Source organism: Kribbella sp. NPDC048915, assembly GCF_040649595.1.
Lineage (GTDB): Bacteria > Actinomycetota > Actinomycetes > Propionibacteriales > Kribbellaceae > Kribbella.
Genome location: NZ_JBEZFT010000021.1, coordinates 62,370 through 88,180, shown reverse-complemented (window position 1 = coordinate 88,180; position 25,811 = coordinate 62,370). Strand labels below are relative to the sequence as shown.

The 25,811-nt window shown below is 69.0% G+C and carries 22 protein-coding genes; 8 read left to right on the top strand and 14 right to left on the bottom strand.

The window, feature by feature from the left end; genetic code table 11:
* The coding region (locus tag AB0B82_RS14250) for a hypothetical protein (RefSeq protein ID WP_360166867.1) at positions 1–185 on the bottom strand (185 nt) is incomplete at its 3' end.
* Positions 186–709: 524 nt separating this feature from the next.
* Here AB0B82_RS14250 and AB0B82_RS14245 point away from each other — a divergent pair.
* Complete coding sequence (locus AB0B82_RS14245; RefSeq protein ID WP_360166864.1) at positions 710–1,771, top strand: adenosine deaminase; 1,062 nt, start codon at positions 710–712, stop codon at positions 1,769–1,771.
* A gap of 101 nt (positions 1,772–1,872) precedes the next feature.
* On the opposite strand, the gene AB0B82_RS14240 is transcribed toward AB0B82_RS14245, so the two are convergent.
* From AB0B82_RS14240 to AB0B82_RS14220, 5 genes are all read right to left on the bottom strand, one after another.
* Positions 1,873–2,640 carry an ABC transporter permease gene (locus tag AB0B82_RS14240; protein WP_360166861.1) on the bottom strand — a complete coding sequence of 256 codons (768 nt, stop codon included), beginning with the start codon at positions 2,638–2,640 and terminating at the stop codon, positions 1,873–1,875.
* Positions 2,637–3,614 (bottom strand): ATP-binding cassette domain-containing protein, encoded by a 978-nt coding sequence (locus AB0B82_RS14235; protein ID WP_360166858.1) that lies wholly within the window; start codon positions 3,612–3,614, stop codon positions 2,637–2,639. Before AB0B82_RS14235 ends, AB0B82_RS14240 begins: the two co-directional genes overlap by 4 nt.
* 148 nt (positions 3,615–3,762) lie before the next feature.
* Positions 3,763–4,458, bottom strand: a complete 696-nt coding sequence (locus tag AB0B82_RS14230; protein WP_360166855.1) for a PadR family transcriptional regulator — start codon at positions 4,456–4,458, stop codon at positions 3,763–3,765.
* Between the two features lie 58 nt (positions 4,459–4,516).
* Positions 4,517–5,587 carry an acyltransferase family protein gene (locus tag AB0B82_RS14225; RefSeq protein WP_360166852.1) on the bottom strand — a complete coding sequence of 357 codons (1,071 nt, stop codon included), beginning with the start codon at positions 5,585–5,587 and terminating at the stop codon, positions 4,517–4,519.
* A gap of 184 nt (positions 5,588–5,771) precedes the next feature.
* Positions 5,772–6,725 carry a helix-turn-helix domain-containing protein gene (locus tag AB0B82_RS14220; RefSeq protein WP_360166849.1) on the bottom strand — a complete coding sequence of 318 codons (954 nt, stop codon included), beginning with the start codon at positions 6,723–6,725 and terminating at the stop codon, positions 5,772–5,774.
* 82 nt (positions 6,726–6,807) lie between these two features.
* Between AB0B82_RS14220 and AB0B82_RS14215 the strand changes: the two genes are divergently transcribed.
* Positions 6,808–7,071, top strand: a complete 264-nt coding sequence (locus AB0B82_RS14215; RefSeq protein WP_360166846.1) for a hypothetical protein — start codon at positions 6,808–6,810, stop codon at positions 7,069–7,071.
* Here the strand turns inward: AB0B82_RS14215 and AB0B82_RS14210 are convergent.
* On the bottom strand, positions 7,059–8,231 hold the full coding sequence (locus AB0B82_RS14210; RefSeq protein WP_360166843.1) for a DUF418 domain-containing protein: 1,173 nt from the start codon (positions 8,229–8,231) through the stop codon (positions 7,059–7,061). The two genes, AB0B82_RS14215 and AB0B82_RS14210, sit on opposite strands and share 13 nt — an antisense overlap.
* A 121-nt stretch (positions 8,232–8,352) precedes the next feature.
* Between AB0B82_RS14210 and AB0B82_RS14205 the strand changes: the two genes are divergently transcribed.
* The gene (locus AB0B82_RS14205) at positions 8,353–9,177 is read left to right on the top strand and encodes a class I SAM-dependent methyltransferase (protein ID WP_360166840.1); all 825 of its coding nucleotides are present in this window, start codon (positions 8,353–8,355) and stop codon (positions 9,175–9,177) included.
* Between the two features lie 52 nt (positions 9,178–9,229).
* Here the strand turns inward: AB0B82_RS14205 and AB0B82_RS14200 are convergent, their stop codons facing one another.
* Both AB0B82_RS14200 and AB0B82_RS14195 read right to left on the bottom strand, forming a co-directional pair.
* Positions 9,230–9,382: a hypothetical protein gene (locus tag AB0B82_RS14200; RefSeq protein WP_360166837.1), complete on the bottom strand. Its 153-nt coding sequence runs from the start codon at positions 9,380–9,382 to the stop codon at positions 9,230–9,232.
* 80 nt (positions 9,383–9,462) lie between these two features.
* Entirely contained in the window at positions 9,463–9,996 is a 534-nt protein-coding gene (locus AB0B82_RS14195) for a CbrC family protein (protein WP_360166834.1), read from the bottom strand.
* 71 nt (positions 9,997–10,067) lie between these two features.
* Here AB0B82_RS14195 and AB0B82_RS14190 point away from each other — a divergent pair, with 71 nt between their 5' ends.
* Entirely contained in the window at positions 10,068–10,925 is an 858-nt protein-coding gene (locus AB0B82_RS14190; protein WP_360166832.1) for a DNA-formamidopyrimidine glycosylase family protein, read from the top strand.
* A 1,012-nt stretch (positions 10,926–11,937) separates the two neighbouring features.
* Here AB0B82_RS14190 and AB0B82_RS14185 read toward each other — a convergent pair.
* On the bottom strand, positions 11,938–12,774 hold the full coding sequence (locus AB0B82_RS14185) for a hypothetical protein (protein ID WP_360166829.1): 837 nt from the start codon (positions 12,772–12,774) through the stop codon (positions 11,938–11,940).
* A gap of 156 nt (positions 12,775–12,930) precedes the next feature.
* On the opposite strand from AB0B82_RS14185, the gene AB0B82_RS14180 reads away from it, so the two are divergent.
* The 3 genes from AB0B82_RS14180 (at position 12,931) to AB0B82_RS14170 (ending at position 17,762) form a co-directional block, all read left to right on the top strand.
* Positions 12,931–13,254, top strand: a complete 324-nt coding sequence (locus tag AB0B82_RS14180) for a rhodanese-like domain-containing protein (protein ID WP_360166826.1) — start codon at positions 12,931–12,933, stop codon at positions 13,252–13,254.
* Positions 13,255–13,484: 230 nt separating this feature from the next.
* Positions 13,485–16,844 carry a phosphodiester glycosidase family protein gene (locus AB0B82_RS14175; RefSeq protein ID WP_360166823.1) on the top strand — a complete coding sequence of 1,120 codons (3,360 nt, stop codon included), beginning with the start codon at positions 13,485–13,487 and terminating at the stop codon, positions 16,842–16,844.
* A gap of 9 nt (positions 16,845–16,853) precedes the next feature.
* Positions 16,854–17,762, top strand: a complete 909-nt coding sequence (locus AB0B82_RS14170; RefSeq protein ID WP_360166820.1) for an LD-carboxypeptidase — start codon at positions 16,854–16,856, stop codon at positions 17,760–17,762.
* Here the strand turns inward: AB0B82_RS14170 and AB0B82_RS14165 are convergent.
* The 3 genes from AB0B82_RS14165 to AB0B82_RS14155 form a co-directional block, all read right to left on the bottom strand.
* On the bottom strand, positions 17,734–19,512 hold the full coding sequence (locus tag AB0B82_RS14165; protein ID WP_360166817.1) for a S9 family peptidase: 1,779 nt from the start codon (positions 19,510–19,512) through the stop codon (positions 17,734–17,736). The genes AB0B82_RS14170 and AB0B82_RS14165 overlap by 29 nt on opposite strands.
* Before the next feature lie 61 nt (positions 19,513–19,573).
* A complete protein-coding gene (locus AB0B82_RS14160) occupies positions 19,574–21,352 on the bottom strand; it encodes an ABC transporter ATP-binding protein (protein ID WP_360166814.1) in 1,779 nt (592 codons plus the stop codon).
* Positions 21,349–23,109 carry an ABC transporter ATP-binding protein gene (locus AB0B82_RS14155; RefSeq protein ID WP_360166811.1) on the bottom strand — a complete coding sequence of 587 codons (1,761 nt, stop codon included), beginning with the start codon at positions 23,107–23,109 and terminating at the stop codon, positions 21,349–21,351. Before AB0B82_RS14155 ends, AB0B82_RS14160 begins: the two co-directional genes overlap by 4 nt.
* 185 nt (positions 23,110–23,294) lie before the next feature.
* On the opposite strand from AB0B82_RS14155, the gene AB0B82_RS14150 reads away from it, so the two are divergent.
* Entirely contained in the window at positions 23,295–24,701 is a 1,407-nt protein-coding gene (locus AB0B82_RS14150; protein WP_360166808.1) for an MFS transporter, read from the top strand.
* A 2-nt stretch (positions 24,702–24,703) separates the two neighbouring features.
* On the opposite strand, the gene AB0B82_RS14145 is transcribed toward AB0B82_RS14150, so the two are convergent.
* Positions 24,704–25,717, bottom strand: coding sequence for a (p)ppGpp synthetase (locus AB0B82_RS14145; protein WP_360166805.1), 1,014 nt, complete (start codon positions 25,715–25,717; stop codon positions 24,704–24,706).
* Between the last annotated feature and the right edge of the window lie 94 nt (positions 25,718–25,811).

Sequence of the window (25,811 nt, the reverse complement as noted above, 5' to 3'; positions counted from 1 at the left end):
GAGGTCGCGCCGCCATCCAGGTCGCGCCGCCACCGAGGTCGCGCCGCCATCCAGGTCGCGCCGCCACCGAGGTCGCGCCGCCATCCAGGTCGCGCCGCCACCGAGGTCGCGCCGCCATCCAGGTCGCGCTGGCTGCGCCGACCGCTACCGCGGCTGCGCCGAACGCCGTTGTTCGCCGGGTTCACACACCACACCTGTACGGCGACTGCGGAAAACGCTCCTAGGAGGATTTTTCGCGTGACAGTGGAGGATTTTGCCCCGCCATACGGAGAAAACCCTCCATAGATCCACGGCTACAACACCCGCCCACGCCTCATCACCCCACAGCCTCATTACGTCGGCCATGCTCACCCCGCCGGCCCGCCGGCCCGCCGGCCCGCCGGCTGCCGACCACCCCTCCGCCGGCAGCTCAGGGCAGCTCGGGGCAGCGCGGGGCAGCTCGGGGCAGCTCGGGGCAACTCGGGCAACTCGGGCAACTCGGGCAGCTCGGGCAGCTCGGGCAGCTCGGGCAGCTCGGGCAGCGCGGGGCAGCTCGGGGCAACTCGGGCAACTCGGGCAACTCGGGCAGCGCGGGGCAGCTCGGGTGCTCAGGACGCCGGGGCGCCGGGGCAGCACGGTGTAGCTCGGGGCGACCCGGGGCAGATTGGTGCAACGGCGCGTTGCACCAACGAGAGGTCCTGCTGAGCAAGGCGGGTGGCAGGATGGCGGGATGATCAGGCCTGAGGAGTTGAGAGCGGCGCCGAAGGTGCTCTTGCACGATCATCTGGACGGGGGCCTGCGGCCGGAGACGGTGCTGGAGTTGGCGCGGGAGATCGGGCACGAACTGCCGCGCAACGCCCCCGCCGAGCTGGGGGCGTGGTTCGTGGAGTCGGCGGACTCGGGGTCCTTGGAGCGGTACCTGGAGACGTTCGACCACACGGTCGCGGTGATGCAGACGGCCGAGGCGATCAAGCGGGTCGCGAGCGAATGCGTGCAGGATCTCGCCGCGGACGGGGTGGTGTACGCCGAGATCCGGTACGCGCCCGAGCAGCATCTGACTCGCGGGCTCACGCTCGAGCAGGTCGTGGACGCGGTCGGCGAAGGGTTCGAGCACGGGATGTCGGTGGCCGAGCGGCCGATCGTCGCGCGGCAGTTGCTGACCGCGATGCGGCACAAGGCGCGCTCGATGGAGATCGCGGAGCTCGCGGTCAAGTATCGCGATGCCGGCGTGGTCGGGTTCGACATCGCCGGCGCCGAGGCGGGCTACCCGCCCACCCGGCACCTGGACGCGTTCGAGTATCTGCAGCGGGAGAACGCGCACTTCACGATCCACGCCGGCGAAGCATTCGGGCTGCCGTCGATCTGGCAGGCGATCCAGTGGTGCGGCGCGGACCGGCTCGGGCACGGCGTCCGGATCATCGACGACGTCACCGTGGACGGTGACCAGGTGGAGCTCGGGCGGCTCGCGGCGTACGTCCGGGACCGCCGGATCCCGTTGGAGATGTGCCCGAGCTCCAACCTGCAGACCGGGGCGGCCGAGTCGATCGCCGACCACCCGATCGGGCTGCTCGCCAAGCTTCGCTTCCGGGTGACCGTGAACACCGACAACCGGTTGATGAGCGGTACGTCGATGAGCCGCGAGCTGGCCCTCCTGGCCGAGGCGTTCGGCTACGGGATGAAGGACTTCCGCTGGTTCGCGATCAACGCGATGAAGTCCGCGTTCATCCCGTTCGACGAACGGCTCGCGCTGATCGACGACGTCATCAAGCCCTGGTACGCCGAGCGGACCTGAGCCACTCACCAACCACGCCGACCCGAGCCGGCTCACGCTCAGTGAGTGCCGAAAACGGGTCTTTCAGCGAGGTTGGTGAGTGGTGGAGGTCCGCCACTTCGTCAGACCGACCGCTGATAGGCGCGGAAGGCCCGGGTCGACAGCCAGCCGACGATGAGCGTGAAGACCAGCAGGTACGCCGCGTGGCGCCCGACCGACGACCAGTCCGGGTCGGCGGCGAGGGACTCGCGCGCGGCGACCGTGGCCCAGTCGACCGGGTTGAAGCGGGCCGCGACGTTCACCCAGTGCGGTGCCACCTCGGGGTTGATCATGATCGAGGACAGGAACGTCAGCGGCAGCGTGACGAACTGGAAGATCCCGATCAGTGCCTCCTGCTGACGCGTGAGCAGCGCCGCCGCGTTCGACAGCGACCCGAACGCGAGGCCGACCAGGATCGATGCCACGATCGTGACGACGTACCCGCCGATCCCGCCGTCGTACCGCGCGCCGGCCGCGAAGCCGATCGCGAACACCAGGATCGTCTGGATCATGGTGGTCGTCGCGTTGCTGAGCAGTTGTCCCGCCATCAGCCCGCCGCGGCTGACCGGTGACGCGAGCAGTCGGTCCATCACGCCGCGCTCCATGTCCTGGATGAACGACGTACCGCTCCAGCCGGCCGTCATCATCGCGGTCATCATCACGATCCCGGGTGTCAGGAACGCGATGTACGACGAATCACCGAAGCCCGGGATCCGGACCACGCCCTGGAACAGCTGCCCGAACAACAGCAACCAGATCGCCGGCTGCACGAGCGTGAACGCGATCAGGGCCGGCTGCCGGTACGACGCCCGCAGCCAGCGCCCGAGGATGAGCGAAGTGTGCGTGATCATGCCGCCTCCGCAACCCGGAACGAACGGCCGGTGAGCTGCAGGTACACGTCGTCCAGCGACGGCCGCGACATCGTGACCGCGACCACCGGGATCGCCTTGTCCTCGAGGATGCCGAGCACGGCCGGTACGGCGGTGGCACCGCGCTCGACCCGGGCGCGCAGAGTGTTGCCCTCGACAATGATCTCGCCGACTACGGGCAGCTGCTGCAGCAGCGACCGCACCGTCCCGTCGGTGTCCGCGTCGACCAGCTCGACGTGCACCGAATCGCCGCGCAGTCCGGCCTTCAGCGTGTCCGGAGTGCCCTCGGCAACGACTCGCCCGTGGTCGACGATCGCCAGCTGCCCCGCCAGTCGATCCGCCTCGTCAAGGTAGTGCGTGGTCAGCAGCACGGTCAGACCTTCCTGACCGGACAGCCGCAGCACCTCGTTCCACAGGTCGGCGCGGGCCTCGGGATCGAGACCGGTGGTCGGCTCGTCGAGGAACAGTACCTTCGGCCGGTGCACGAGTCCGAGCGCGACGTCCAGCTTTCGCTGCATGCCTCCGGAGTACGTCTTCACGGCGCGGTCTGCGTGTTCGGAAAGCCCGAACGTCTCCAGCAGTTCACGCGCGCGCCGGACGGCGTCCTGGCGGGACAGCCCGAAGATGCGCCCGCTCAGCACCAGGTTCTCCAGGCCGGTCGCCATCGGATCCGAGCTGGACTTCTGCGGTACGTAGCCGATCGCGTGCCGCACCTGGTCCGGCTCGCGCGTCACGTCGTACCCGGCGACCCGGGCGGTCCCGGAGTCCGCGCGGGACAGCGTGGTGAGGATTTTGACGGTGGTGGACTTGCCGGCGCCGTTCGGCCCGAGCAGGCCGAAGACGACGCCCTCCTCGACGCCGACGGTCAATCCGTCGAGCGCGCGCAGCGGTGGTTTGCGGCGGCCGGCCGGGTACGTCTTGACCAGGTCGACCGCTTCGACGGCAGGTGTAGCCATCAGTTGACTCCCTTGTGTGTGTCGGGAGCCGGTCCGCGGCTGGCTATCCTGATGGTTGTGGCCTTGGGTGCCAGGTTTTCGGACCGACTCGAGGAACTGCGGCCCTTGACCCCGGTGTTGCCGCACCTCGGGTCAGGGGCCGTTTCTCTTACCGGGCTTCCGGAGGCATCGCCTGCATCCAGGCGAACTCCTCCCCGAAGTACTTGACCGGATCCTGCAGCTGCTCGGCGGGGCTGATCCCGTCCTCCAGGTAGTGCTGCCACGCCTGTCGCCAGAACCGCGACCCGTCGAGCGTGTCCGCACGGATGTCGTTCACGAGCTGATGGACGTACGCCGACTCCGCGCGCAGCAGCGCCAGCCGGAACTCCGACTCGACCCAGAAGATCCGCGGCAGCCCCATCGCGACCATCCGGTCGTGCGCGACGTCCGTCCGCTCGATGTCGGCATCGATCGCCGCGAGGCGCTGCTCGAGCAGCTCAGCCGCCCGGTCCGGCTGCAGGCCGGGCAGGTACGAGAGTCCCGCCTCGAGTGGGTGGTACTCCCGGGTGGGTGTCCCGACCAGCTCGCTCAGCCAGTCGTCGAACTCGGCCTGGCCGGCCCCGGTGAGCTCGTAGATCGTCCGCTCGGGCCGGTTGCCCTCGCGGACGGTCTCGCGCGCCGCGATGAAGCCGTGCTTCTCCAGTGCCGCGACGACGGAGTACAGCGAGCCGTAGTTCACCTTGATGCTCTGGTCCTTGCCGCGGGCCCGGAGCATGGTCGAGATCTCGTACGGATGCATGGGCCGCTCACTCAGGCTGCCGAGCACCGCGAACGCGAGCGGGTTCGCGACCTTCCGCCGGGCCATGCGGACCTCCTCGATCTCGATTACTCGAAATCGAGTATTAAGCCACGAGTATCCGATGTCAAGTAGTCAGCCAGGCGAACGCCCGCGCGCTGATCCGACGCAGCCGCAGCGTCGAGAGCGCTCGGAAGGCGGGTTCCTCGACGTACTTCGTCAGCAGCCAGGCCAGCACGGTCACACCGACCGCGGCGCCCACGATCTGCACGAAGCGGTCGGCGCCGAGCTGCATCAGCCGGTACGCGATCACGTAGCCGAGCGCCTGGTTCAGCAGGTACAGACCGAACGAGATCCGGGCCAGGAACTGGATCGGCCGGCGAACCTTCTCGAACACGGTCCAGTCCGGACCGCGCGCCGCGAGCGCGACCACCACCAGCAGCGCGCCGATGCCGAGCGACGACGGCAGATCCGCGGTGTGCGCGTGTTGCGCGAACACGGTGGCCGCCAGCAGCGCCGAGAGGTGGACGGCGCCGATCCGCTTCTGCGACCACAGCCAGATGGCGATACCGATCGCGAACAGTTGCAGACGGTGCAGCCCGAGCCCGTTCCAGACCTGGATCACCCAGATCGGACTGTGGTCGATCCGGCCGTGCCACTGCAGGGCGACCGGTCCGAGAATCATGATCCAGAGCATGGTGGTGATCCGCGGGCCGATGCCGCGCGGCCAGAGCACTGCGGCCGCGGCGAACGCCATCAGCTGCAGCGGCAGTGTCCAGTACGAGCCGTCGATCAGGTTGACGTTGCGGTCGAACGACGCGGCGAGCGTCAGGTTCGCCCAGAGGTCCCGCACGGTCGGCAGCAGCCAGTTGCGCGGTGCGAACAGCATGACGACCGTGTACGTGAACACGACGGCGATCAGGTACGGCGGGAGTACGCGGCACACCCGCCGCCACAACCACCGGGCCGTCGAACCGCGGCGGATCGTGACGCAGACGAAGTACGCGCTGATCACCAGCAGAATGCTGGCGCCGACCTGAAAGGGGTACGGCCCGAACGGTGCACCGAGCTCAGGGTGCAGGAACGGTCCCATGTACGTCGTGTGCGTGAACATCACCGCCAGCACCGCCAGGACGCGCACCACGTCCCAGCTCAATCGGCGTGCGGTCCTGCCCGAAGGGCGGTCCGGCGTCGTCACAACCACTCCATCTGCGCATCGCTGTTACCCCCTTGTGACCTTAGGCAGAGCAGGGGGTGGGGATGCAAATCGGTGCGCTGATGCCTTCCTCACACGACAACTGGCCAGAACTGCTTGACCCAGCGTCACCGTTCTGATCCTGTCAGTGTGCAACCACGTGGTTGCGCGACGATCCGGGGCGCGTTCAGCCGGCGGTGCGGAACGTTCTGCGGTAGTCCTGGGGCGGTACGCCGACGACGCGGCGGAAGTGATGCCGGAGCAGTGCGGCGGTGCCGAATCCTGACTCGGTCGCGATCTGTTCGATGCCCATCCGGGTCTGCTCGAGCAGCGTCCGGGCGCGCAGTACCCGCTGGGTGGTCACCCACTTGAGTGGTGTCGTACCGGTCTCGGCCACGAAGCGGCGCGCGAACGTGCGCTCGGACATCTGGGCGCGCCGGGCCAGCGCGGGCACGGTGTGCTCCATGGTCAGGTTGTCGACCATCCAGTCGAGGACCGGTTGCAGGCTCTCGCCGGACGACTCCGGCACCGGCACCTCGACGTACTGCCGCTGGCCGCCGTCGCGCTGCGGCGGAACCACCATCCGGCGGGCGATCCGCGTCGCGACCGCGCTGCCGAGTTCGCGGCGTACCAGATGCAGGCAGGCGTCGATACCGGCCGCGGTGCCGGCGCTGGTGATGATGTTCCCGTCGTCGACGAACAGCACGTCCGGGTCGAGCTTCGCGGCCGGGAACTGGTCGTGGAACTTGTCGATGTAGCGCCAGTGCGTCGTGCACGCCCGCCCGTCGAGCAGGCCGGCGGCGCCGAGCACGAACGCGCCCGAGCAGACCGTCAGCAGGATCGCGCCGCGGGCCTCGGCCCGGCGCAGCGCGTCCAGGATTCGCTCGTCGTATGCGTGCCGCCAGGTCGTGGCCGGGATGCCGATCAGGTCGGCGTCTTCGAGTTCCTCCAGGCCGTACGGCGCGACCACCTGGGAGTTGGTGCTGGTCTGCATCGGGACGCCGGGTGTGGTCGAACACACCTTGAAGTCGAACGGCGGCACTCCGTCGTCGGTTCGGTCGATCCCGAACACCTCCGCGAGCACCCCGAACTCGAAGAGCGCGACGTCTTCCATCAGCACCACAGCGATCTTCTTCAGCACCTGACCAGTATGGCAGGAATTTGTCGGACTATGTCAATAGTGCCACTGGTGGCAGAATCTGATTGCTAGAATGATTACTGCCATGACCGGATACATCGTTCTTCTCGTACTCGCGCTGGCCGTGATCGCGGCTCTGGAGATCAGCAACAGGCGTCACTCGACCGGTCCGTCCGCCGGACTGCGGGGCACCTGGGTCGCTGACGACCGTGACCTGGCCCGGACCAAGCTCGACCTGCTCGCCCTTGGCGCAGCGGCTGAACCCTTCAACCACAAGCCCGCATCGACCACCCGGACGGTGCACACCATTCGCACCGCCCGTCTGCACGACGGCCGTCACGCGGCCTGAGCACGCCAGCGCGGGGCAGTCCAGTTGGTGACTGCCCGCAAAGCCCCTTCGACAGGGCCGTAGTGGAAGCTGCTGAGCCAGACGTGGCTCAGCAGCACCTGCAGCACGAAGATGCCGACCGCGAGCCCTAACGTCTCCAGTGGAGACACCTGCCCCACCAGGCCGAAGCCGACGCCGGTGAAGAGCAGCATGGTGGCCACGGACTGCCCCAGGTAGTTGGACAGTGCCATCCGCCCAGCCGGTACGAGCAGCCTGCGGACGTCACCGCCGCGGTCCGTGTGCATGAGCCTGAGCAGCGTCGCGCCGTACGCGGCCGACAGGAACGGCGCGGTCAGCACGCTGATCAGTACGGCGCACGTGTTGCTGTTGCCGCCGGCGGACGCGTAGTACGCACCGCCCGCGATGCCGACCGTGAAGCCGATGAGTTGCAGCAGCCGTAGTACCGCCTCGTTGCCGGAGAGGTTCTTGAGCAACCGGCGTCGTCCGACGACCATGCCGATGAGGAACGCGGCCAGCGTGGTCGGCCCCTGGACCGTCAGCAAGGACAGGCCGTACGTCGGTAGCGCGCGGACGTGCTCGCCGATCACATCGCTGAACGAGCCCGCCAGGTTCGCTGTGGTCTCCTGTGCGGCCGCCAGTGCTGTGGTGGGGTCCATGAACTGCGTTGTGTCCACGAACAGCGAAGCGGCGCCCAGTGTGACGAACAGGTAGGCGTAGATACCTGCTGCGACGGTGAGCGCCGTACGGTCCGACACGCGACGCATCGCCAGCAGGACCAGCCCGATGATCGCGTAGACGCTCAGGATGTCGCCGGTGATCAGGAAGACGCCGTGCAGCGCACCGAGGACGAAGAGCCCACCGAGCCGGCGCAGCATTCGCGGCCGGAACGCTGCACCCGCGCGCTGCGCCGCCTCCATCTGCAACTGGAAGCTGTACCCGAAGAGGAACGAGAACAGCAGGTAGAACTTCATGTCCACCAAGGCCGACGACAGCCAGTGGACGGTGTGGTCGAGCCACGAGTCGTACGCCGGATCCTGGGCCAGATGAATCGGGAAGCCGGAAGCGGCGAAGGTGATGTTCACGATCAGAATGCCCAGCAGGGCGAAACCACGCAGCGCGTCGATGTCCTGAATGCGCGTCCGAGCGATGACCTGACTCATGAGGTCCACCACATCAGGACCGCGCCGCGAGCACAGTCAGGCTGCGTCCTCCTCGGTGGTGGAGGTAACTCCACCTCAAAAGGGCAGGCGCGGGTACGCCGTGGTGTGCGACATTCGAGCCGTGAACGAGTACTTCGACGTGAACCGCGCCAACTGGGACGAACGGGTTCCGGCGCACGTGGCGTCTCCCAGCTACCACGTGGCCGACTTCCTCGCGGATCCGTCGTACCTGAGCGGCGTGGTCCGCTTCGACCGCCCGCGGCTCGGCGACATTAGTGGACTGCGCGGCGTCCACCTGCAGTGCCACATCGGGACCGACACCGTGTCACTCGCGCGTCTGGGTGCGCGGATGAGCGGACTGGACTTCTCGGCGCCGGCCGTCGAGCAGGCCCAGTCGCTGGCCGACCGGCTCGGTCTGACCGCCGACTTCCATGTGGCCGACGCGTACGACGCGGTGCGGGTGCTGGGCGAGGCGACGTACGACTTCGTCTACACGGGGATCGGTGCGCTGTGCTGGCTGCCTGACATCGCTCGCTGGGGCGAGGTGGTCGCGGGACTTCTCAAGCCGGGCGGGCGGCTGTTCGTCCGCGAGGGACATCCGATGCTATGGACGCTGGACACCGGCCCGCAGTACGCCGAGGTGCGCTACCCGTACTTCGAGACCGCGGAGCCGATGCTCTTCGACGAGGGCGGGACCTACGTGGACACCGACGTCGAGTTCAGCAGCACGCGTACGCACGAGTGGAACCACGGCCTCGCCGAGACGATCACCGCCGTCCAGCGGTCCGGCCTGGTGTTCGACTCACTCGAAGAGCACGACAGCGCGCCCTGGAACGCCCTCCCCGGTCTGATGACCGAGGACGCGGACGGTGAGTGGCGCCTGACGGATGCACCGTGGCGACTGGCTGCGACGTACACCCTGCAGGCGCACAAACCTGCTCAGTGAGCCGCCGTGGGCCCATCTGCCAGTCGGCCCAGCTGTCAGTGGGCGCGGTTTGTCAGTGGGCGCGGCGCTGCTGGACCTGCTGCTGGACCTTCTGTACGGCCTGCTTGATCTTCTGCTGGTTCTCGGGCTTGCTCAGCTCACGCTGCGCGACCTGCGCCAGCTTGGCCACCACAGCACCCTTGAGCATTGTCTTCACGAACCCCATCAGGTCCTCCCAACTCGGTTACCAGAGAAACTACCGGGCGCGACAACTGTGCTCCATGGGTGATTGTCCCGACCTGCCCCTCAGGACATGTCGGAGTACGCCAGGTAGGTCCCGCAGTGCAGACACCGGAACAGGTACCCCGTCGCATCCCCGTCGGCGTCCAGGTGCCGTACGTAGTACTCGGACTCCTCGGCCGACCAGCCGAACGACCTGGCCTCGCGCAGCAGCATCTCCCTGGCCTCGGGGTACACCCGGAGCTCGTTGTGGCCGACCCGCCCGAGGAACGCGGCGGCGTCCCGGCAGTGGAACAGCCAGGTCTCCTGCTGCCACGCCTTGAACCCGGGTGTCCGCGTCAGCAGTTCGGCGACGACCGCGGGCGGTACGTCGTCAGGGGCGTCGTACGCCTCGATGAACCACGCCTCGAAGCGGACCGCCGCCGACCCGTCCGCGATGCACCACGGACAGAGCCGCTCGATCTCCTCGGACGCGTAGGTCGGGCCGGTGTAGGTGTAGCCGCGGGCCAGGCCGCAGCTCTCGCAGCGGCTGTCGCTCGGCTCGACCTCACCGGTGGTCAGCGGGTCCGGGTGGTAGCGGAACGTGGGCAGGGCGTTCACGGGTGCGGATCTTGAACCCTTCGAGGCGGATTCGGCAAGAAACTGTCGGTGGCGTCGGGCACACTGGGGTGGTGCCCGAGTTGCCGGAGGTCGAATCACTGGCCGCGTTCCTGCGGGAGCGTGCGGTCGGCCACGCGTTCGTTCGTGCCGACATTACCGCGATCAGCGCGCTGAAGACGTACGATCCACCGATCTCCGCGATGGTCGGGCTGCTGATCGACGACGTCCAGCGGCACGGGAAGTTCCTCGACATCTCCGCCCAGGGCGTGCACCTGGTGATCCACCTGGCGCGCGCCGGCTGGTTGCGGTGGAAGGAAGAGCAGTCCACCACGCTGGTCCGGCCCGGCAAGGGCCCGATCGCGCTGCGCACTGTGCTGGACGACGGCTCCGGCTTCGACCTCACCGAGGCCGGCACCCAGAAGAAGCTCGCGGTGTACGTCGTCCGCGACGTCACCGAGGTGCCCGGGATCGCGCGGTTGGGACCCGACCCGTTCACACTGTCGCTCGAGGACTTCGCCAAGATCCTGAAAGGCGCCGGCCGGGTGCAACTCAAGGGCGTCCTCCGGAACCAGTCCGTCATCGCCGGCATCGGCAATGCGTACTCCGACGAGATCCTGCACGTCGCGAAGATGAGCCCGTTCAAACCCGCGTCCAACCTGTCCGAGGACGAGCTCCAGGTGCTGTACGACGCGATGCGCGAGACGCTGCAGGACGCCGTCGACCGGTCCGCGGGCCTCGCCGTCCAGGACCTGAAGTCCGAGAAGAAGTCCGGCCTGCGCGTCCACGGCCGCAAGGGCGAGAAATGCCCGGTCTGCGGCGACACCGTCCGCGAAGTCAGCTTCGCCGACTCCTCCCTCCAGTACTGCGCCACCTGCCAAACCGGCGGCAAACCCCTGGCCGACCGAAGACTCTCCAAACTCCTCAAGTAACCCGATTCGCCAGTCCCCGCCCACCAGGCGCTGGCAGCCGCCGGTCGCTGGTAGCTGGTAGCTGGTCGCTGGTAGCCCGTCGCTGGGGCGTCTGTCGCCGGACGCCGGTCGCTGGACGCCGGTCGCCGGTCGCCGGTCGCCGGTTGCTGGGCGCCGGTCGCCGAGCGGGTCATCAGCCGACGCGGGCCCACCCAACCCGCCATGAGGACGCTTCGCCGCGCGCGGCCCGGGGACGGCCCGAGGACGGCCCGCGGGCCGGCACGGGTGAGCCTTGAACAGGCCGCGGTGGCCGTGAACAGCTTCCGGCGGGTGTGAACAGCTTCCGGTGGGTGTGGACAGGTCGCGGTGGGTGTGGGCAGGGTTCGGTGGGTGTGGGCAGGGTTCGGTGGGTGTGGACAGGGGCCGGTGGCGCGGCACAGGAAATAACAGGTCCTCACGCACCGGTACTTGTTCAAGCCCTCGCCTTCTGGCGCGGGCACTGGCCGGCGGCCGGCGTGGTTCCGGTGGGTGTGGACAGGGTTCGGTGGCGCGGCACAGGAAATAACCGGTCCCCACGCACCGGTACTTGTTCAAGCCCCCGGTTTGTGGCGCTGGCGCTGCCCGGCGGTCGGCGCTGCCCCGGTGCCCGGGGTGTTCTGGTGAACGTGGACAGGATTCCGTGGGTGTGGACGGGTCCCGGTGGGGTTGACGGGTTCCCGTGGGTATGGACAGGTTCCCGTGGGTATGGACGGGTTCCCGTGGGTATGGGCAGGGTCCCGTGGTGTGGACAGCTTCCGGTGGGCGTGGACAGGGTCGGGTGGGGTTGCACAGGAAATAACAGGTCCTCACGCACCGGTACTTGTTCAAGCCCTCGTCTCCTGGCGCTGGCGCTGCCCGGCGGCCGGCGTGGTTCCGGTGGGTGTGGACAGGTTCCCGTGGGTGTGGACAGGGTCGGGTGGCGCGGCACAGGAAATAACCAGTCCCCGCGCACCGGTACTTGTTCAAGCCCCCCGTTTCCGGCGGGGTGGTGGGATTACGTGGTGATTGTGTGCGGGGAGGAAGCGGAGCGGCGGCCGGCGTCGAGGTGGGCGCGGAGTTCGTGGCGGCCGGGTGGGGCGGTGATGCGGGTGGACCAGCCGATCGAGTGACCGGGGCCGAGGTCGTCGAACGTCCAGGTGTGTTCGGTGGCTGACCAGTTCGCCGGGAGCGGGAGTTCGACGTCACCGCGCGCCGGCGTACGGCCGAAGTTCGTCACGACGACAGTGAGCTCGTCGCGTCCGGGGTGAATCGACGCGAGCACCGTACCGACCGGCGCGACGAGCACCCGCCGTACGCCGCTGGGCACCGTCAACGCCACGACCCGCCGCTCCGGCATCGGGAACGGACCGATCGTGGTCCGTGCCACCTGCTGCCCCGTCACGCCGTACCGGCGACCGCCCAGACGGATCTGGTGCCGACTGTCCGGCTCGACCATGCCGATGAACCGTACGGCGACATCGGCCGCGCGACGCGCTACCAGGTGGGCCACCGGGCCGGTCGGCGTGAGGTCGCAGACCCCGTCCGCGTTGGCGGTGACGGTGTCGGGCGGGACGATCCGGAGCTTCCCCTGCAACGCGACCCGAACCACGGGCGGCTGATCGACTTCCGGCAGCCGAACCACCAGGTCGTCACCGTCCCGCCGCCAGGTCAGTGCCTTGCCGGTCTCGTCCTCGACGACATGCCGCGGCGTGGTGGTGAGGCCTGGCAGCCGCACTTCGTGATCGGCCGGCGGGCGAGCGATCCGGAGCAACAGCAGTTCGCGACTCCGCACGATCGCCTCGCCCCAGGGTTGCGGCTCGAATTCCCCCGGGATCCCCTGAATCAGCCCCACCGCAACCTCCTCCGAGCCACAGTCCAAAAATCCACCGCTCCCTGTCAATCCGTTATCCACCCCCGAGCACCAGCCCGGTCTCGTCCCGAGTGTGGCGCAACCGTTCGGGTGGACGCGTTGGGTCGGGGGGACCTGGGGGTCTGAGATGCTGGGGGTATGTTCCGGAACCAGGAGATTCCTTCGGTCGTGGTGGCTGAGTTGGACGACGACCTGTTGGCCGAGGCGTTCGTACTTGATGTACGGGAGCCGGACGAGTGGGATCGCGGGCACATCGAGGGCGCCACGCACATTCCGCTCGGGGAGCTGCAGGAGCGTGTCGGCGAGGTGCCGCTGGATCAGAAGGTGCTCTGTGTCTGCGCGGTCGGCGGGCGGTCCGGGATGGCGACGCAGTTCCTGAACCAGCTCGGGCGCGACGCGATCAACCTGGACGGCGGCATGCACGCCTGGCAGACCTCCGGCCGCCCGGTCTCCACGAGCTGATCTCGGTACGCGTCCCCCACTGGCGGTCTTCCAGGGGGCGAGCCAGACCCGGCGTGGGTTCGGGGGTGGCGGCGCGAGAAGAAAACCTTCCACATCGTGACGGTAGGCGTTAGTTTGTCACCGGTCGGTTGATCGGCGTACGCCTGCGGCTCACGGGGCGGCTGCGTGCGCGGCGTCGGATGACCGCGTCCGTCCATCCTGGGGAGGCTCCTGTGTCGATCATCCGTCCCTTGACCACAGCGATCGGCGTCGGCGGCCTGCTGGCGGCCACCCTCGCCGCACCGGCCGTCGCTGCGACTGCAACCGAAGCCGAAACTGCAACCGCAACCACACGAGGGACGACCACCGGGCCGCAGCGGATCTCGGATGCGGCGATTGCTCAGGACGGTCTGCTCAGCAGCCGCGTGGACAGTCCGGTGGCGCCCGGTGTGAGCTATACGTCGTTCGAGCGGCTCGATCCGCTGGGTTGGCAGCGCGGCGACATCCTCGATGCGGACCTGGACAAGCGCGGCGTCACGGTCGACTTGGTCAACACGGGCAACGTCTCGGGCGGCCAGCCGCTCAGCCAGCAGTTGGCCCGCAAGGGTGCGATCGCCGGTGTGAACGGCGACTTCTTCGACATCAACGACACGACTGCCCCGTTGGGCGTCGGCGTCGAGTCCGGCAAGCTGCTGAACGCGCCGGCGGCGGGCCACAACGACACCGCGGTGATCGGCAAGGACGGGCTCGGGAAGATCGCGCAGATCTTTCTGCAGGGTACGGCGACCGACGACGACGCGACGAAGCTCGAACTGACCAACCTCAACTCGCCGACCGTCTCCGCCGGCGGCATCGGCCTCTACACCCCGGAGTGGGGCGATGCGGCCCGGACCAGGACCGTTGACGGCCTGCCGACCGTCCGCGAGGTGATCCTTCGTGACGGTGTGGTCGTCTCCACCGCCACCACTCCGGCCACCACGCCGTTGGCCGCCAACGAGCAGGCGCTGATCGGTCGCGAGGCGAGCGCCGACGCGCTGACCGCGTTCGAGGTCGGCGACAAGGTCGAGGTCGCGTACGGTCTGCGCCCGGACGCCGGTGCGGTCGCGGCCGCGGTGAGCGGCAACTATCAGCTCGCGAAGGACGGCAAGGTCCTGGACAACGTCCCGGACGCCGACCTCGCGCCGCGGACCGCGATCGGGTTCGACGCGGACGGCAGCAGGATGTTCTTGCTGACCGTCGACGGTCGCGCCACCGGTTCGCGGGGGCTGTCGCTGAAGCAAATGGGCGAACTGATGGTGAGCCTCGGCGCCGACGACGCGCTCAACCTGGACGGCGGCGGCTCCTCGACGATGCTCGCCCGGACGCCGGGTGACGCCGCGCCGAAGGTCGTCAACGACCCGTCCGACGGCGGCGAACGACTCGTGCCGAACGGCCTCGGCCTGGTGCCGGTCAAGGGTTCCGGCAAGCTCAAGGGCTTCCGCGTCGAGGCCGCCGGTACGTCGACCGCCGGACCCGACACCAACCTGTCCCGCAGCTCCCGCGTCCTGACCGGACTGAGCCGCGTGCTGAGCGCGACCGGCTTCGACGAAACCTACGCACCTGCCACGGGCAAGGCTTCCTGGCACGCCGGGGCCAACGTCCGCGTCGACCAGCAAGGCGTGGTCACCGGCCGGCGCCAAGGCGACGCGACGGTCACCGCGGTCCGCGGCACAGCCAACGGAAGGTTCCCGATGACAGTCCTCGGCACGCCGATCCGCCTGGCGCCGTCGACCCGCCAGGTGTCGCTCGCCGACTCCACCGCCAAGGGTTTCTTCGAGATCGACGGGTACGACGCCGACGGCTTCTCGACCTGGATCGAGCCGCGCGACATCGAGCTCAGCTACGATCCGGCGCTCGTCAAGATCGTTGCCAAGGACAACGGCTTCGAGGTTGCCGCGGCCGGCGAGGAAGCCGCCTCAGCCGTCGTCACCGCAACGGTCGGCGCCCTCAGCGCCCAGCTGAGCGTCACGACCGGCCTCGCCGGCACGGTGGTCGACGAGCTCGACGATGTCACCAAGTGGGCCGCCAGCGCCGTACCGGCCGGGGCGGCCACTGCCTCACGGTCTGCCGCGGAAGGGCATGACGGCGGGCCGGCGATCGCGCTCGACTACTCGTTGACGGGCAGCACCGCCACGCGCGCGGCGTACCTCTCGCAGACGCCGCAGCAGACGCTCCCGGGACAGCCGCAGAAGCTCGGCGCCTGGGTGTACGGCGACGGCAAGGGTGCATGGCTGCGCGCCAACGCGTACGACGCGGCGGGCGGTACGGCGCACACGCTCAACCTGGCGGCCGCGGTCGACTGGACCGGGTGGAAGTACGTCGAGGCGGACATCCCGCCGGGGTTGACGATGCCGTTGCGGTTCTGGCGGATCTACGTCGTCGAGACCTCGCCGACGCGCCAGTACTCGGGTCGGATCGTGGTCGACGACCTGACCGTCCGCAGCGCGCCGCCGGTGACGATGGACCCGCCGGCGAAGGTGATCGACCCGATGGTGGTGACCGACGGGACGGTGACGACGGCCGACCGGTGGCGGTTCGCGGTGATGTCGGACGCGCAGTTCACCGCCGACGACCCGAACTCGGACCTCGTGCAGCAGGCCCGCCGGACGATCCGCGAAGTACTCGCCCAGAAGCCCGATTTCCTGGTGATCAACGGCGACTTCGTCGACCGCGCGTTCGGGCCGGACATCGCGCTGGCCAAGCAGATCATCGACGAGGAAGTGGCCGGCAAGGTGCCGCTGCACTACGTGCCGGGCAACCACGAGACCTACGGCCCCGGCGATCTGTCCGAGTGGACCAAGGTCTTCGGCAACCCGACCAGCACGTTCGACCACAAGGGGACGAGATTCGTACTGCGGGATTCCTCGCTGGGATCGTTGCGCGCCGGTGGGTTCGAGCAGATCCGGGACCTGCGCAACCAACTCGACGACGCCGTGCGGAACAAGGCGATCAAGAACGTCGTCGTGATGGCGCACCACCCGATCGACGACCCGGCGCCGACGCAGAACTCGCAGCTCGGCGACCGCAAGGAAGCCGCGATGATCGTCAAGTGGCTGGCCGACTTCCGTGCCTCCACCGGCAAGGGCGCCGCGTACATGGCAGCGCACGCGGGCACGTTCGCAGCGACCCGGACGGACGGCGTGCTGCTGCCGCTGACCGGTAACTCGGGCAAGGGCCCGGCCGCGGCGCCGGACGCCGGTGGCTTCACCGGCTGGGCGCTGGTCGGAATCGCGTCCGGTGCGGCGAAGCCGTGGTTCCAGGTCGAGCTGCGACCGCATGTCGATTCGCTCGAGCTGACGGCACCTGCGTCGCTGCAGCGTGGTCAAACGAGCGAGGCGGCAGCAACCGTCGTACAGGAAGCCCGCCGGGTGCCCGTGGCCTTTCCGGTGTCGGCCGACTGGTGGGGCTCCGCCACTCTGCACATCGGGAAGGCGAAGGACGCACCGTTCTGGGCCGTGGCGTCGTACGACCCGGCAACCGGTCAGCTGACCGGTCTGCGTCCGGGGACGGTTCAGCTCGGTGTCACGGTGAACGGGGTCTCCAAGAGCTCGACGCTGCAAGTCACTTGGTAGCGTCCTCGCGTGACTGATGCAGTGGTGTCGCAGCGACTGCGGAGCGGGGACCGGGTTGCTGTGGTTGCACCGTCGGGCCGCGTGGACGCTCAGCGACTGGAGGCGGGACTCGTCCACCTCAGGTCCTGGGGACTCGAGGTGGACGTGCTGCCGTCGGTGCTGGCCGGGCACGAGCGGTTCGCGTACCTGGCGGCCGACGACAAGGCCCGTGCGGAGGACCTGCGGAACGCCTGGCTGGACCCGCAGTACGCCGCTGTGATCTGCGCACGTGGTGGGTACGGCGCGCAGCGGATGCTTGAGTACGTCGACCTCGACGAGCTGGCCGCCGTACCGAAGTGGTTCGTCGGCTTCAGCGACATCACCGCACTGCACGAGCCACTGAACGCCCGCGGCCTCGTCACCATCCACGGGCCGATGGCGGCGGCTGTCGAGCAGCTGAACGCGGACGTGGGCCGGGAACGCCTCCGAGCGTTGCTGTTCGAGCCGGAGACGGTCACTGACCTACTGCAGCCACACGGCGCGAGCACCGTGGTCGCAGGCGTCGCCGAAGGACCGCTGCGCGGCGGCAACGTCGCTCTGCTGGCAGCCAGCATCGGTACCCCGACGTACGCGCCACCAGCGGGTGTCGTCGTACTGGAGGACGTGGACGAGGCCAACTACCGGATCGATCGCCTGCTCACGCAACTGCTCCGCGCCGGCTGGTTCGATCAGGTCACCGGTGTGGTGGTGGGTGACTTCACCGGCACGGAGGAGCCGCTCGAGGTCATCGCCGAGCGGCTCGAACCGCTCGGCGTGCCGTTGGTGGCCGGCGCCGCGATCGGTCACGAGGTGCTGAACCTCGCCGTACCGCTGGGGCTTCCGGTACGGCTCGACGCGACCGCGGCGACGCTTACCCCAGGTGCTCTCGCAGGAAGCTGAACGCCTTCGGGTACGCGTCCAGGCGGTTGGTCAGCTTGGCCAGACCGTGCCCCTCGTCCGGGTACACGTGCAGCTCGCACGGTACGCCGCGCTTCGTCAAAGCGTCCGTGATCTGCTCCGCCTCGGACAGCGGCACCCGCGGGTCGTTGGCGCCGTGGATCACGAACAGCGGCGCGCGGATGTCGTCGGCGCGACTGAGCGGGCTCGCCGACTCCAAAAACTCCCGGTCCGTCGCGAGGTAGCCGTACTCGCGCTCGCGCATCGAACGACGGTAGGCCGAGGTGTTCTCCAGGAACGTCACGAGCGAAGCAATGCCGACGATGTCCACCCCGGCCGCCCACAACTCCGGCTGGAACGCGACTCCGGCCAGCACCATGTATCCGCCGTACGAGCCGCCCCACAGCGCCGCGCGCTTCGGATCCGCGCCGATCGTCGGCAGCCAGGCGTTGATCGCGGCCAGGTCCTTCACCGAGTCCAGCCGGAGCAGGCGGTCGTCGAGTGAATACCAGCGCTTGCCGTACCCGGCGGAGCCGCGGACGTTCGGTACGACGACCGTGTGCCCCTCGCCGGCCAGCGCCGAAATGATCGGGCTCCAGATCCGCATCGCCGCGCCTTCGGGGCCGCCGTGGACGTGGACCACCGTCGAGCCCAGGTCCTCGCCGGTCGGACGGAACACGAACACCGGCACCTGCTCCCCGTCGAACGACGGAACCCGCAGGCTCTCCGGGTGCTCCAGCGCGACCGGCACCTCGACCGGGCGCAGCGCCGTCAGCTCACCGCCCGGCACGTACCGGTACACGGTCGGCGGCGTCACCGGCGAGTTGTAGGTGATCGCCGCGAATGACCCGTCCGGCGACCAGATCGGGTCCGGCGTGGACATCGTCAGCGCGGCGCAGCCACCCGCGGGCAGTTCGAGCGGCGCGAGTACGGCGCCATCCTCCAGCCGGTGCAGTACCAGCGAGACCTCGCCGTCCTCGACCACGCCGACGAGCAGATGCTTGCCGTCGGGCGACGGCCAGCCGGCCAGATCACGCGCGTCGTCCACCAGTACGTCGCTCCACGCCTGGTCGCTGACGTCGTACCGGCGGAGCGCCAGCCGGTCGCGGTCGGCGTTGCTGGACACCAGGAATGCAGACGAGTCGGGCAACCACGCCACCGCACTCTGGTCGTTGTGTGCGTCCTCGGCGGTGAGCTCGGTGACGGTACGGCTCGACGTGTCGAGGAGCAGCAGCTGCATGGAGTTCGCCGGGCTGCTCGCCTTCGACAGTACGACCCACTTGTCGTCCGGTGACGGGTCGACGGCCATCACCCAGCCGCCGCCGTCGTACAGCACGGTGTCGTGGCCGGTGCTCAGGTCGCGCGCCACCAGGTCGAAGTCGACACCGTTGCGACGGTTCGTCGTGTAAAGGATGCGGTCGGGCCGGGCCGCGACCAGGTGGTGGATGTACTCCGCGTCGTGCACCAACGGGGTCAGCGCCGGCAGGTCCAGTTCATCGAGGTCGAGCAGAGAGAGCTGGCCGCGCTCGTCGCCGCCGGTGTCGTGTTCGACCACGACGCGGCTGCTGCCGGGGATGAACCCGGCGCCGCGGCACGTGTCGCCCAGGTCGGTCAGCGCGCGCCACGTGCCGTCCGGGGCGACTTCGTTGACCTGGCGGGTGCCGGTGCCGTCGTACAGCACCAGCATGCGGCCCTCATCGTCGATGTCGAGGGCCAAGGAGGTGGGGATCGAGAAGAGGGTCGTCAGCAGCACGCCCTCATCCTCACACGGTGTGGGGGTGCCCGACGGATCTGTCCGTCGGGACCCCCACTGGTCAGCGATCGCCGTGCCAGGAGTTCCAGAGCGCGGCGTACGCACCTTGGGCGTCGACCAGTTCGTCGTGGCCGCCCAGCTCGACGATCTTGCCGTCCTCGACGACCGCGATCACGTCCGCGTCGTGTGCGGTGTGCAGCCGGTGCGCGATCGCCACCACGGTCCGGCCCTCGAGCACGGTCGCCAGCGACCGCTCGAGATGCCGCGCCGCCCGCGGGTCCATCAGGGAGGTCGCCTCGTCCAGGACCAGCGTGTGCGGGTCGGCGAGCACCAGCCGGGCCAGTGCGATCTGCTGCGCCTGCGCCGGCGTCAGCGATACCCCACCGGAACCCACCTCGGTGTCGAGGCCGTCGTCGAACCCGGCGACCCAACCGTCGGCGTCCACCGACCGCAGTGCCGCCCACAGGTCCGCGTCGGACGCGCCCTGCCGCGCCAGCCGCAGGTTGTCGCGCACGCTGCCCACGAACACGTGGTGCTCTTGGTTGACCAGGGCAACATGGCTGCGGACCTGCTCGGCCGACATCCGGTCCAGCGCCGCGCCGCCCAGGGTGATGTCACCGACGCGCGGCGAGTAGATGCCGGCCAGCAGCCGGCCCAGCGTCGACTTGCCCGCGCCGGACGGTCCGACGAGCGCCACACGCGCGCCCGGCTCCACCGTCAGCGTGACACCGTGCAGGACGTCCCGGCCCTCCAGGTACCCGAAGCGGACGTCGTCGGCCAGCACCGTCCGGCCGTCCGGCTCGTCCTCGCTCGCCGTCGCGGCGGTCTCGACCTCACGGACGCCGACCAGCCGCGCGAGCGACACCTGCGCCACCTGCAGCTCGTCGTACCAGCGGATCATCATGTTGACCGGCTCGACGAGCATCTGGATGTACAGCGCACCGGTGGTCAGTGCACCGACCGTCAGCCAGCCCTGGATCGCGAACCCGCCGCCGATGACGAGGACGGCGGCCAGCGCGACCGTGTGCGTCATGTTGATCACCGGGAACAGGATCATCCGCAGGTACAGCGTGTACCGCTCCCACGCGACCCACTGCCCGATCCTGGTGTCGCCGAGCTTGATCCGGCGGTCGCCGAGCCGGTGCGACTCGACGGTCCGGCCGGCGTCGACCGTCTCGGCCAGCGCCGAGGCGACCGCGGCGTACCCGGCCGCCTCGGACCGGTAGCCCTGCGGCGCACGACGGAAGTACCAGCGGCCGCCGATGATCAGGATCGGCGCCGCGATCACCACCGCCACGGCCAGCTCGGGCGCCGTCACGATCAGCGCACCGATCAGCAGCGACGCCCAGATGATCGCGATCGTCAGCTGCGGTACGGCGTCGCGCATCGCGTGCGACAGCCGGTCGATGTCGGTGGTGATCCGCGACAGCAGGTCGCCGGTGCCGGCGCGCTCCAGCACGCCGGGCGGCAGACCGACCGAGCGGACCAGGAAGTCCTCGCGCAGGTCCGCGAGCATCTCCTCACCGAGGACCGCACCGCGCAGCCGGGTCAGCCGCACGAACACGGTCTGCACCGCCAAGGCGAGCACGAAGCCGATCACGACGTACGGCAGGTCGACGTCGGTGCGACCCTCGGACAGCTTCTGCACGACGTTGCCGAGCAGCCACGGACCGACCATGCCGCTCAGCGCGGCCACCGCGTTCACCAGCGTCAGCCAGAGGAACTGACGCCGGTGCCGGCGGAACAGTGTTTTCAGATAGGCACGCACTGTCGCGCCACCGGCCACTGGGAGCCGCACTACTTCCTGCGGCGCCGCCGGGTCGTACTCAGGGCGCTTCACGCTGACTCCTCGAGGGTCGGCTCTTCTTCACGGGTCACCACGGCGCGGTACTGCGGGTTCGTGTGCAGCAGCTCCTGATGCGTGCCGACCGCGTCGACACGGCCGTCCGGCACGAACACGACGCGCTCCGCCCGGTCCAGCATCAGCGGGCTGGAGGTGAACACCACGGTGGTCCGGCCGGCCCGCAGCAGCTGCAGGCCGTCCGCGATCCGCGCTTCGGTGTGCGCGTCGACCGCACTGGTCGGCTCGTCCAGCACCAGCACCTGCGGGTCGACGTACAGCGATCGGGCCAGCGCCACCCGCTGCCGCTGACCACCGGACAGCGACCTGCCGCGCTCGGTCAGTACTGCGTTCATCGCGTCGGACTCGCCCGGCGGCAGCGTCTGCCGCAGTACGTCGAGGATGTCCGCGCACTGTGCCGCTTCCAGTGCTGTCTCGGGCGAGACCGCACCACTGGCCGGTACGTCGAACAGCTCGCGCACCGTCCCCGACAGCAGCACCGGGTCCTTGTCCTGCACCAGAGCGACAGTGCGCGCGGACTCCAGTGGGATGTCGTCGAGCGGCACGCCGTCGAGCAGCACGGAGGCCTCGTCGGTGGCCGACGGGCTGTGGCCACCGAGCCGGTCGGCCAGCAGGCCACCGGCGTCCGGATTGCCGCACACGACCGCGGTGAAGCTTCCGGCCGGGACGTGCAGCCCGGTGACCGGGTCGAGCACGTCGCCCTCCGGCAGCTGGGCGGCGGCGGTCCCCCGGGTCTCGTCGGTGCGCTGCAGCGACAGCACTCGTGCGGCCCGGCGCGCCGACACCTTGGAGAAGATGAACGCGCTCGCCGTCTCCTCGAACGTGTGCAGCGGCACCAGCAGGAACGTGATGAACCCGTACGTCGTGACCAGCTCGCCGACCGAGATCCGGCCGGAGGTGACCAGGCGCACGCCCATCCAGACGATCAGCACCAGGAACAGGCCGAACAACAGCACCTGCAGGGCAGCGATCAGCGACCACATCCGGGCACTGCGCACCGCGCTGCTCCGGTACTGCTGGGAGGCCTCGCGGTAGCGCTCCAGGAACAGCTGCTCACCGCCGATGCCGCGCAGGACGCGCAGACCGGCCACCGTGTCGGCGGCCAGCTCGGTCGCCCGGCCGCCCTTCGCCCGCTGCTCGTCCGCGCGGCGCTCCGCGGGGCCCATCAGCGGCACGATCGAGAACGCCAGCACCGGCACGGCGATCGCGACCACGAGACCGAGCTGCGGCTCGTAGAACAGCAGCCCGATCACGACCGCGAAGCAGGTCAGCAACGCGGCCACGAACCGGCCCAGCACCTCGACGAACCAGCCGATCTTCTCGACGTCGCCGCTGCTCACGGCGACCACCTCGCCGGCCGCGATCCGGCGCGTCAGCAGCGAGCCGAGCTCCGCGGCCTTGCGGAACAGCAGCTGCTGCAGGCGGGACGCCGTACTGATCCAGTTCGTCACCACGGCGCGGTGGAAGAACGAGTCGGCGGCGGCCTTGGCTGCGCCGAAGGCGAGCAGCAGCCCGCCGGCCAGCATCAGCTTCGGCCAGGACAGGTCGATCGCGGCCTGAACGGCGAGGCCGACGGCGACCGGAGCGGCGGCGATGCCGCCGAAGTAGACGAGCCCCCAGAAGACCGCGAGCACCTGCCCGCGGAGCTGCTGGTGCTCCAGCCAGAGAATGAGTCGGAGACCGGACCGGGTGTCCGGCACACCCGGGTCGGCGAACGGAATGAGGCGCAACGACATGACGTCTCACAAAGAGGCATAGAAGGGGTGAGGGAAGCGCCTGACCAGGCGAACGGATCAAGCCTAGGCGCCGCCGCCGACAGTCCGTCAAACCGTTTTCCTGGCTGGACAGGAACCGTTTCCAGACCGGGTAGTACAGTCTTCAACGGCCGCCCACCGGTTCGGTGGCCGACGAAGGGAGCCGGGTGGAGGAGCTGACCCGCGGGCGGCGGCTGCTGGTGCTGGCGATCTGCTGTTCCAGCCTGTTCATCGTCGGGCTCGACTCGACGATCGTGAACCTCGCGCTCCCGGCGATCCGGTCCGAGTTCGATGCGTCGGTGTCGAAGCTGCAGTGGACGATCGACGCGTACACGCTGGTGCTGGCCAGCCTGCTGATGGTGTCCGGATCGACCGCGGACCGCGTCGGCCGGCGACGGACCTTCCAAGTCGGACTGCTGCTCTTCGGACTCGGCTCGTTGCTGTGCGGAGTCGCGCCGAGCATCGACCTGCTGATCGCGTTCCGCGTGCTGCAGGCGATCGGCGGCTCGATGCTGAACCCGGTGGCGATGTCGATCATCACCAACACGTTCACGAATCCGCGCGAGCGCGCCCAGGCGATCGGGGTGTGGGGCGGTGTGGTCGGGCTGAGCATGGCGGTCGGTCCGGTGGTCGGCGGTTCGCTGGTGGACGCGGTCGGGTGGCGGTTCATCTTCTGGATCAACGTTCCGGTCACGCTGGCCGCCGTACTGATGACTGCGCTGTTCGTCCCCGAGTCGCGGGCCGCCGTACCGCGGCGGATGGACCCGGTGGGGCAGGTACTTGTCGTCCTGCTGCTGGGCGGTCTGACCTACGGGATCATCGAGGGGCAGTCGGCCGGGTGGGGGTCGCCGCTGATCATCGGGTGCTTCGCGGTCTGCGTGCTGGCCCTGGTGTCACTCGTGTACTACGAACGTCGCCGGGAGCAGCCGCTGCTGGAGCCGAGGTTTTTCCGGAGTGCACCGTTTTCCGGCGCCACACTGATCGCGGTGTGCGGGTTCGCGGCGTTGTCCGGGTTTCTGTTCCTCAACTCGCTCTACCTGCAGTCGGTGCGCGGCTACAGCGCACTGCACGCCGGACTGCTGACGCTGCCCATGGCTGCGATGACCGTCGTGTTCGCTCCGCTGTCAGGCTGGCTTGTTGGTCACAGGGGTCCGCGGGTGCCCCTGGTCGTTGCCGGGTCCATGCTGACGCTGTCCGGTCTTCTGCTGTCACGGCTGACCATTACTACTGGCACGGTGCACTTGCTGGTCAGCTACCTGGTCTTCGGACTCGGCTTCGGCATGCTGAACGCGCCCATCACCAATGCGGCCGTTTCTGGAATGCCACGGGCCCAGGCAGGTGTCGCAGCCGCCATCGCCTCCACCAGCCGCCAGGTCGGCGCCTCACTGGGCGTGGCCGTGGCCGGCACTGTGCTTACTGCCCGCCTGGTCGGGCCGCTCGAAACCGGCTTCGTCGACGCAGCCCACCTTTGCTGGTACATCATCGCCGGCTGCGGCGCCCTGGTGCTGGCGCTCGGCATCCTGACCACCACCCGCTGGGCTCGCCGCACAGCCCAGGACCTCGTCGGCGCCTGAGGTCAGGGCTGGACCAGACCGGCGCGGGCGAGGGCTTTGAGCCGGCCGCGGAGGATCTTCTGACGGCGCTCCTCGTCGGGGAACAGGTCCAGGTACGCGGCACCCTTCGCGGCGAGCAGGTCGTCGTCGAGGCGGCGGACCGTTCCGGCCGGCGCGCGGTGCGTCATGGCGGCCTGGACTGCTGCACTGTCGATCCCCCGGAGCAGTTCGGTCAACTGCTCCTCGGTGGTGACGCCGACGCGGTGCAGGATGCCCAGGATCCACGTGTAGTGCGTCGTCTTCGCATGCGGCGCGTCCGGATAGCGGCGGGTCAGGTACGTGGTCAGCGTGGCCGTGGTGAGGTCCAGTGGCGCCTTGTCCTCGGCCGACGCGGCCAGCTCGCGGTACAAACGGTCGATCTCGGTGAACTCGTTGTCGACCAGCTCCATCAGCGCCGCCGCCAGCAGGAAGCGCCGATCGAACTCCGGCTTGCGGTCCGGCGGGATGTCCAGCTTGTACCGGATGTCGTGCTCGAACTCGGCCCACGCGTGCTGGACCGCCGTGCGGACCTGGATCTCCATCACCAGGTTCTTCAGGACGGCGTACTCCGGCAGCTCACGGCGGTGCTCGTTCAGCCGGACCAGGTAGTGCTTGCTGGCGTACCCGAAGACGCCCTGCGCCCGGGTGTGTGCGCCCATGTCGGTGTGCTCGACGATCTCGAACTCTTTCTCGATCACCTCGCACACCCGGTCCACCGCCTCGACCAGGAACGTGATCACCCGCGCCGCGACCAGGTCGGTGATCTGGTTCAGCGGATCGTCGTACTTCGGTCGGGTGGGGTCGTCCGGGTGCGGCTTCGACGCCTTCGCCAGGAACGACTCCGGATCCTTGGCGCGGGCGGTCGCGCTCAGGTAGTTGATGCCTTCCTCTTCGCCGATCAGCTCGTTGATCAGCGCCTCGAGCTTGCGCGCACCGCCGACGTACTGCTGGTGCATGCGTTCGTACAACGCCCCTGCCTGCGGCGCCCACTCCATCATGGGCGGAACCATAGTGCGCCCCGTGGTCGCTCGCGGTGTCTATCAGTGTCTAGTGCTGTGACTAGAAAGCCGTAGACAGTCCTCGCGACACGCT

Excerpts from the sequence above, each read along its gene's own strand:
- AB0B82_RS14245 (WP_360166864.1), top strand. The coding sequence starts at position 710 with ATGATCAGGCCTGAGGAGTTGAGAGCGGCGCCGAAGGTGCTCTTGCAC.
- AB0B82_RS14240 (WP_360166861.1), bottom strand. The coding sequence starts at position 2,640 with ATGATCACGCACACTTCGCTCATCCTCGGGCGCTGGCTGCGGGCGTCG.
- AB0B82_RS14235 (WP_360166858.1), bottom strand. The coding sequence starts at position 3,614 with ATGGCTACACCTGCCGTCGAAGCGGTCGACCTGGTCAAGACGTACCCG.
- AB0B82_RS14230 (WP_360166855.1), bottom strand. The coding sequence starts at position 4,458 with ATGGCCCGGCGGAAGGTCGCGAACCCGCTCGCGTTCGCGGTGCTCGGC.
- AB0B82_RS14215 (WP_360166846.1), top strand. The coding sequence starts at position 6,808 with ATGACCGGATACATCGTTCTTCTCGTACTCGCGCTGGCCGTGATCGCG.
- AB0B82_RS14210 (WP_360166843.1), bottom strand. The coding sequence starts at position 8,231 with ATGAGTCAGGTCATCGCTCGGACGCGCATTCAGGACATCGACGCGCTG.
- AB0B82_RS14200 (WP_360166837.1), bottom strand. The coding sequence starts at position 9,382 with ATGGGGTTCGTGAAGACAATGCTCAAGGGTGCTGTGGTGGCCAAGCTG.
- AB0B82_RS14180 (WP_360166826.1), top strand. The coding sequence starts at position 12,931 with ATGTTCCGGAACCAGGAGATTCCTTCGGTCGTGGTGGCTGAGTTGGAC.
- AB0B82_RS14155 (WP_360166811.1), bottom strand. The coding sequence starts at position 23,109 with ATGTCGTTGCGCCTCATTCCGTTCGCCGACCCGGGTGTGCCGGACACC.
- AB0B82_RS14145 (WP_360166805.1), bottom strand. The coding sequence starts at position 25,717 with ATGATGGAGTGGGCGCCGCAGGCAGGGGCGTTGTACGAACGCATGCAC.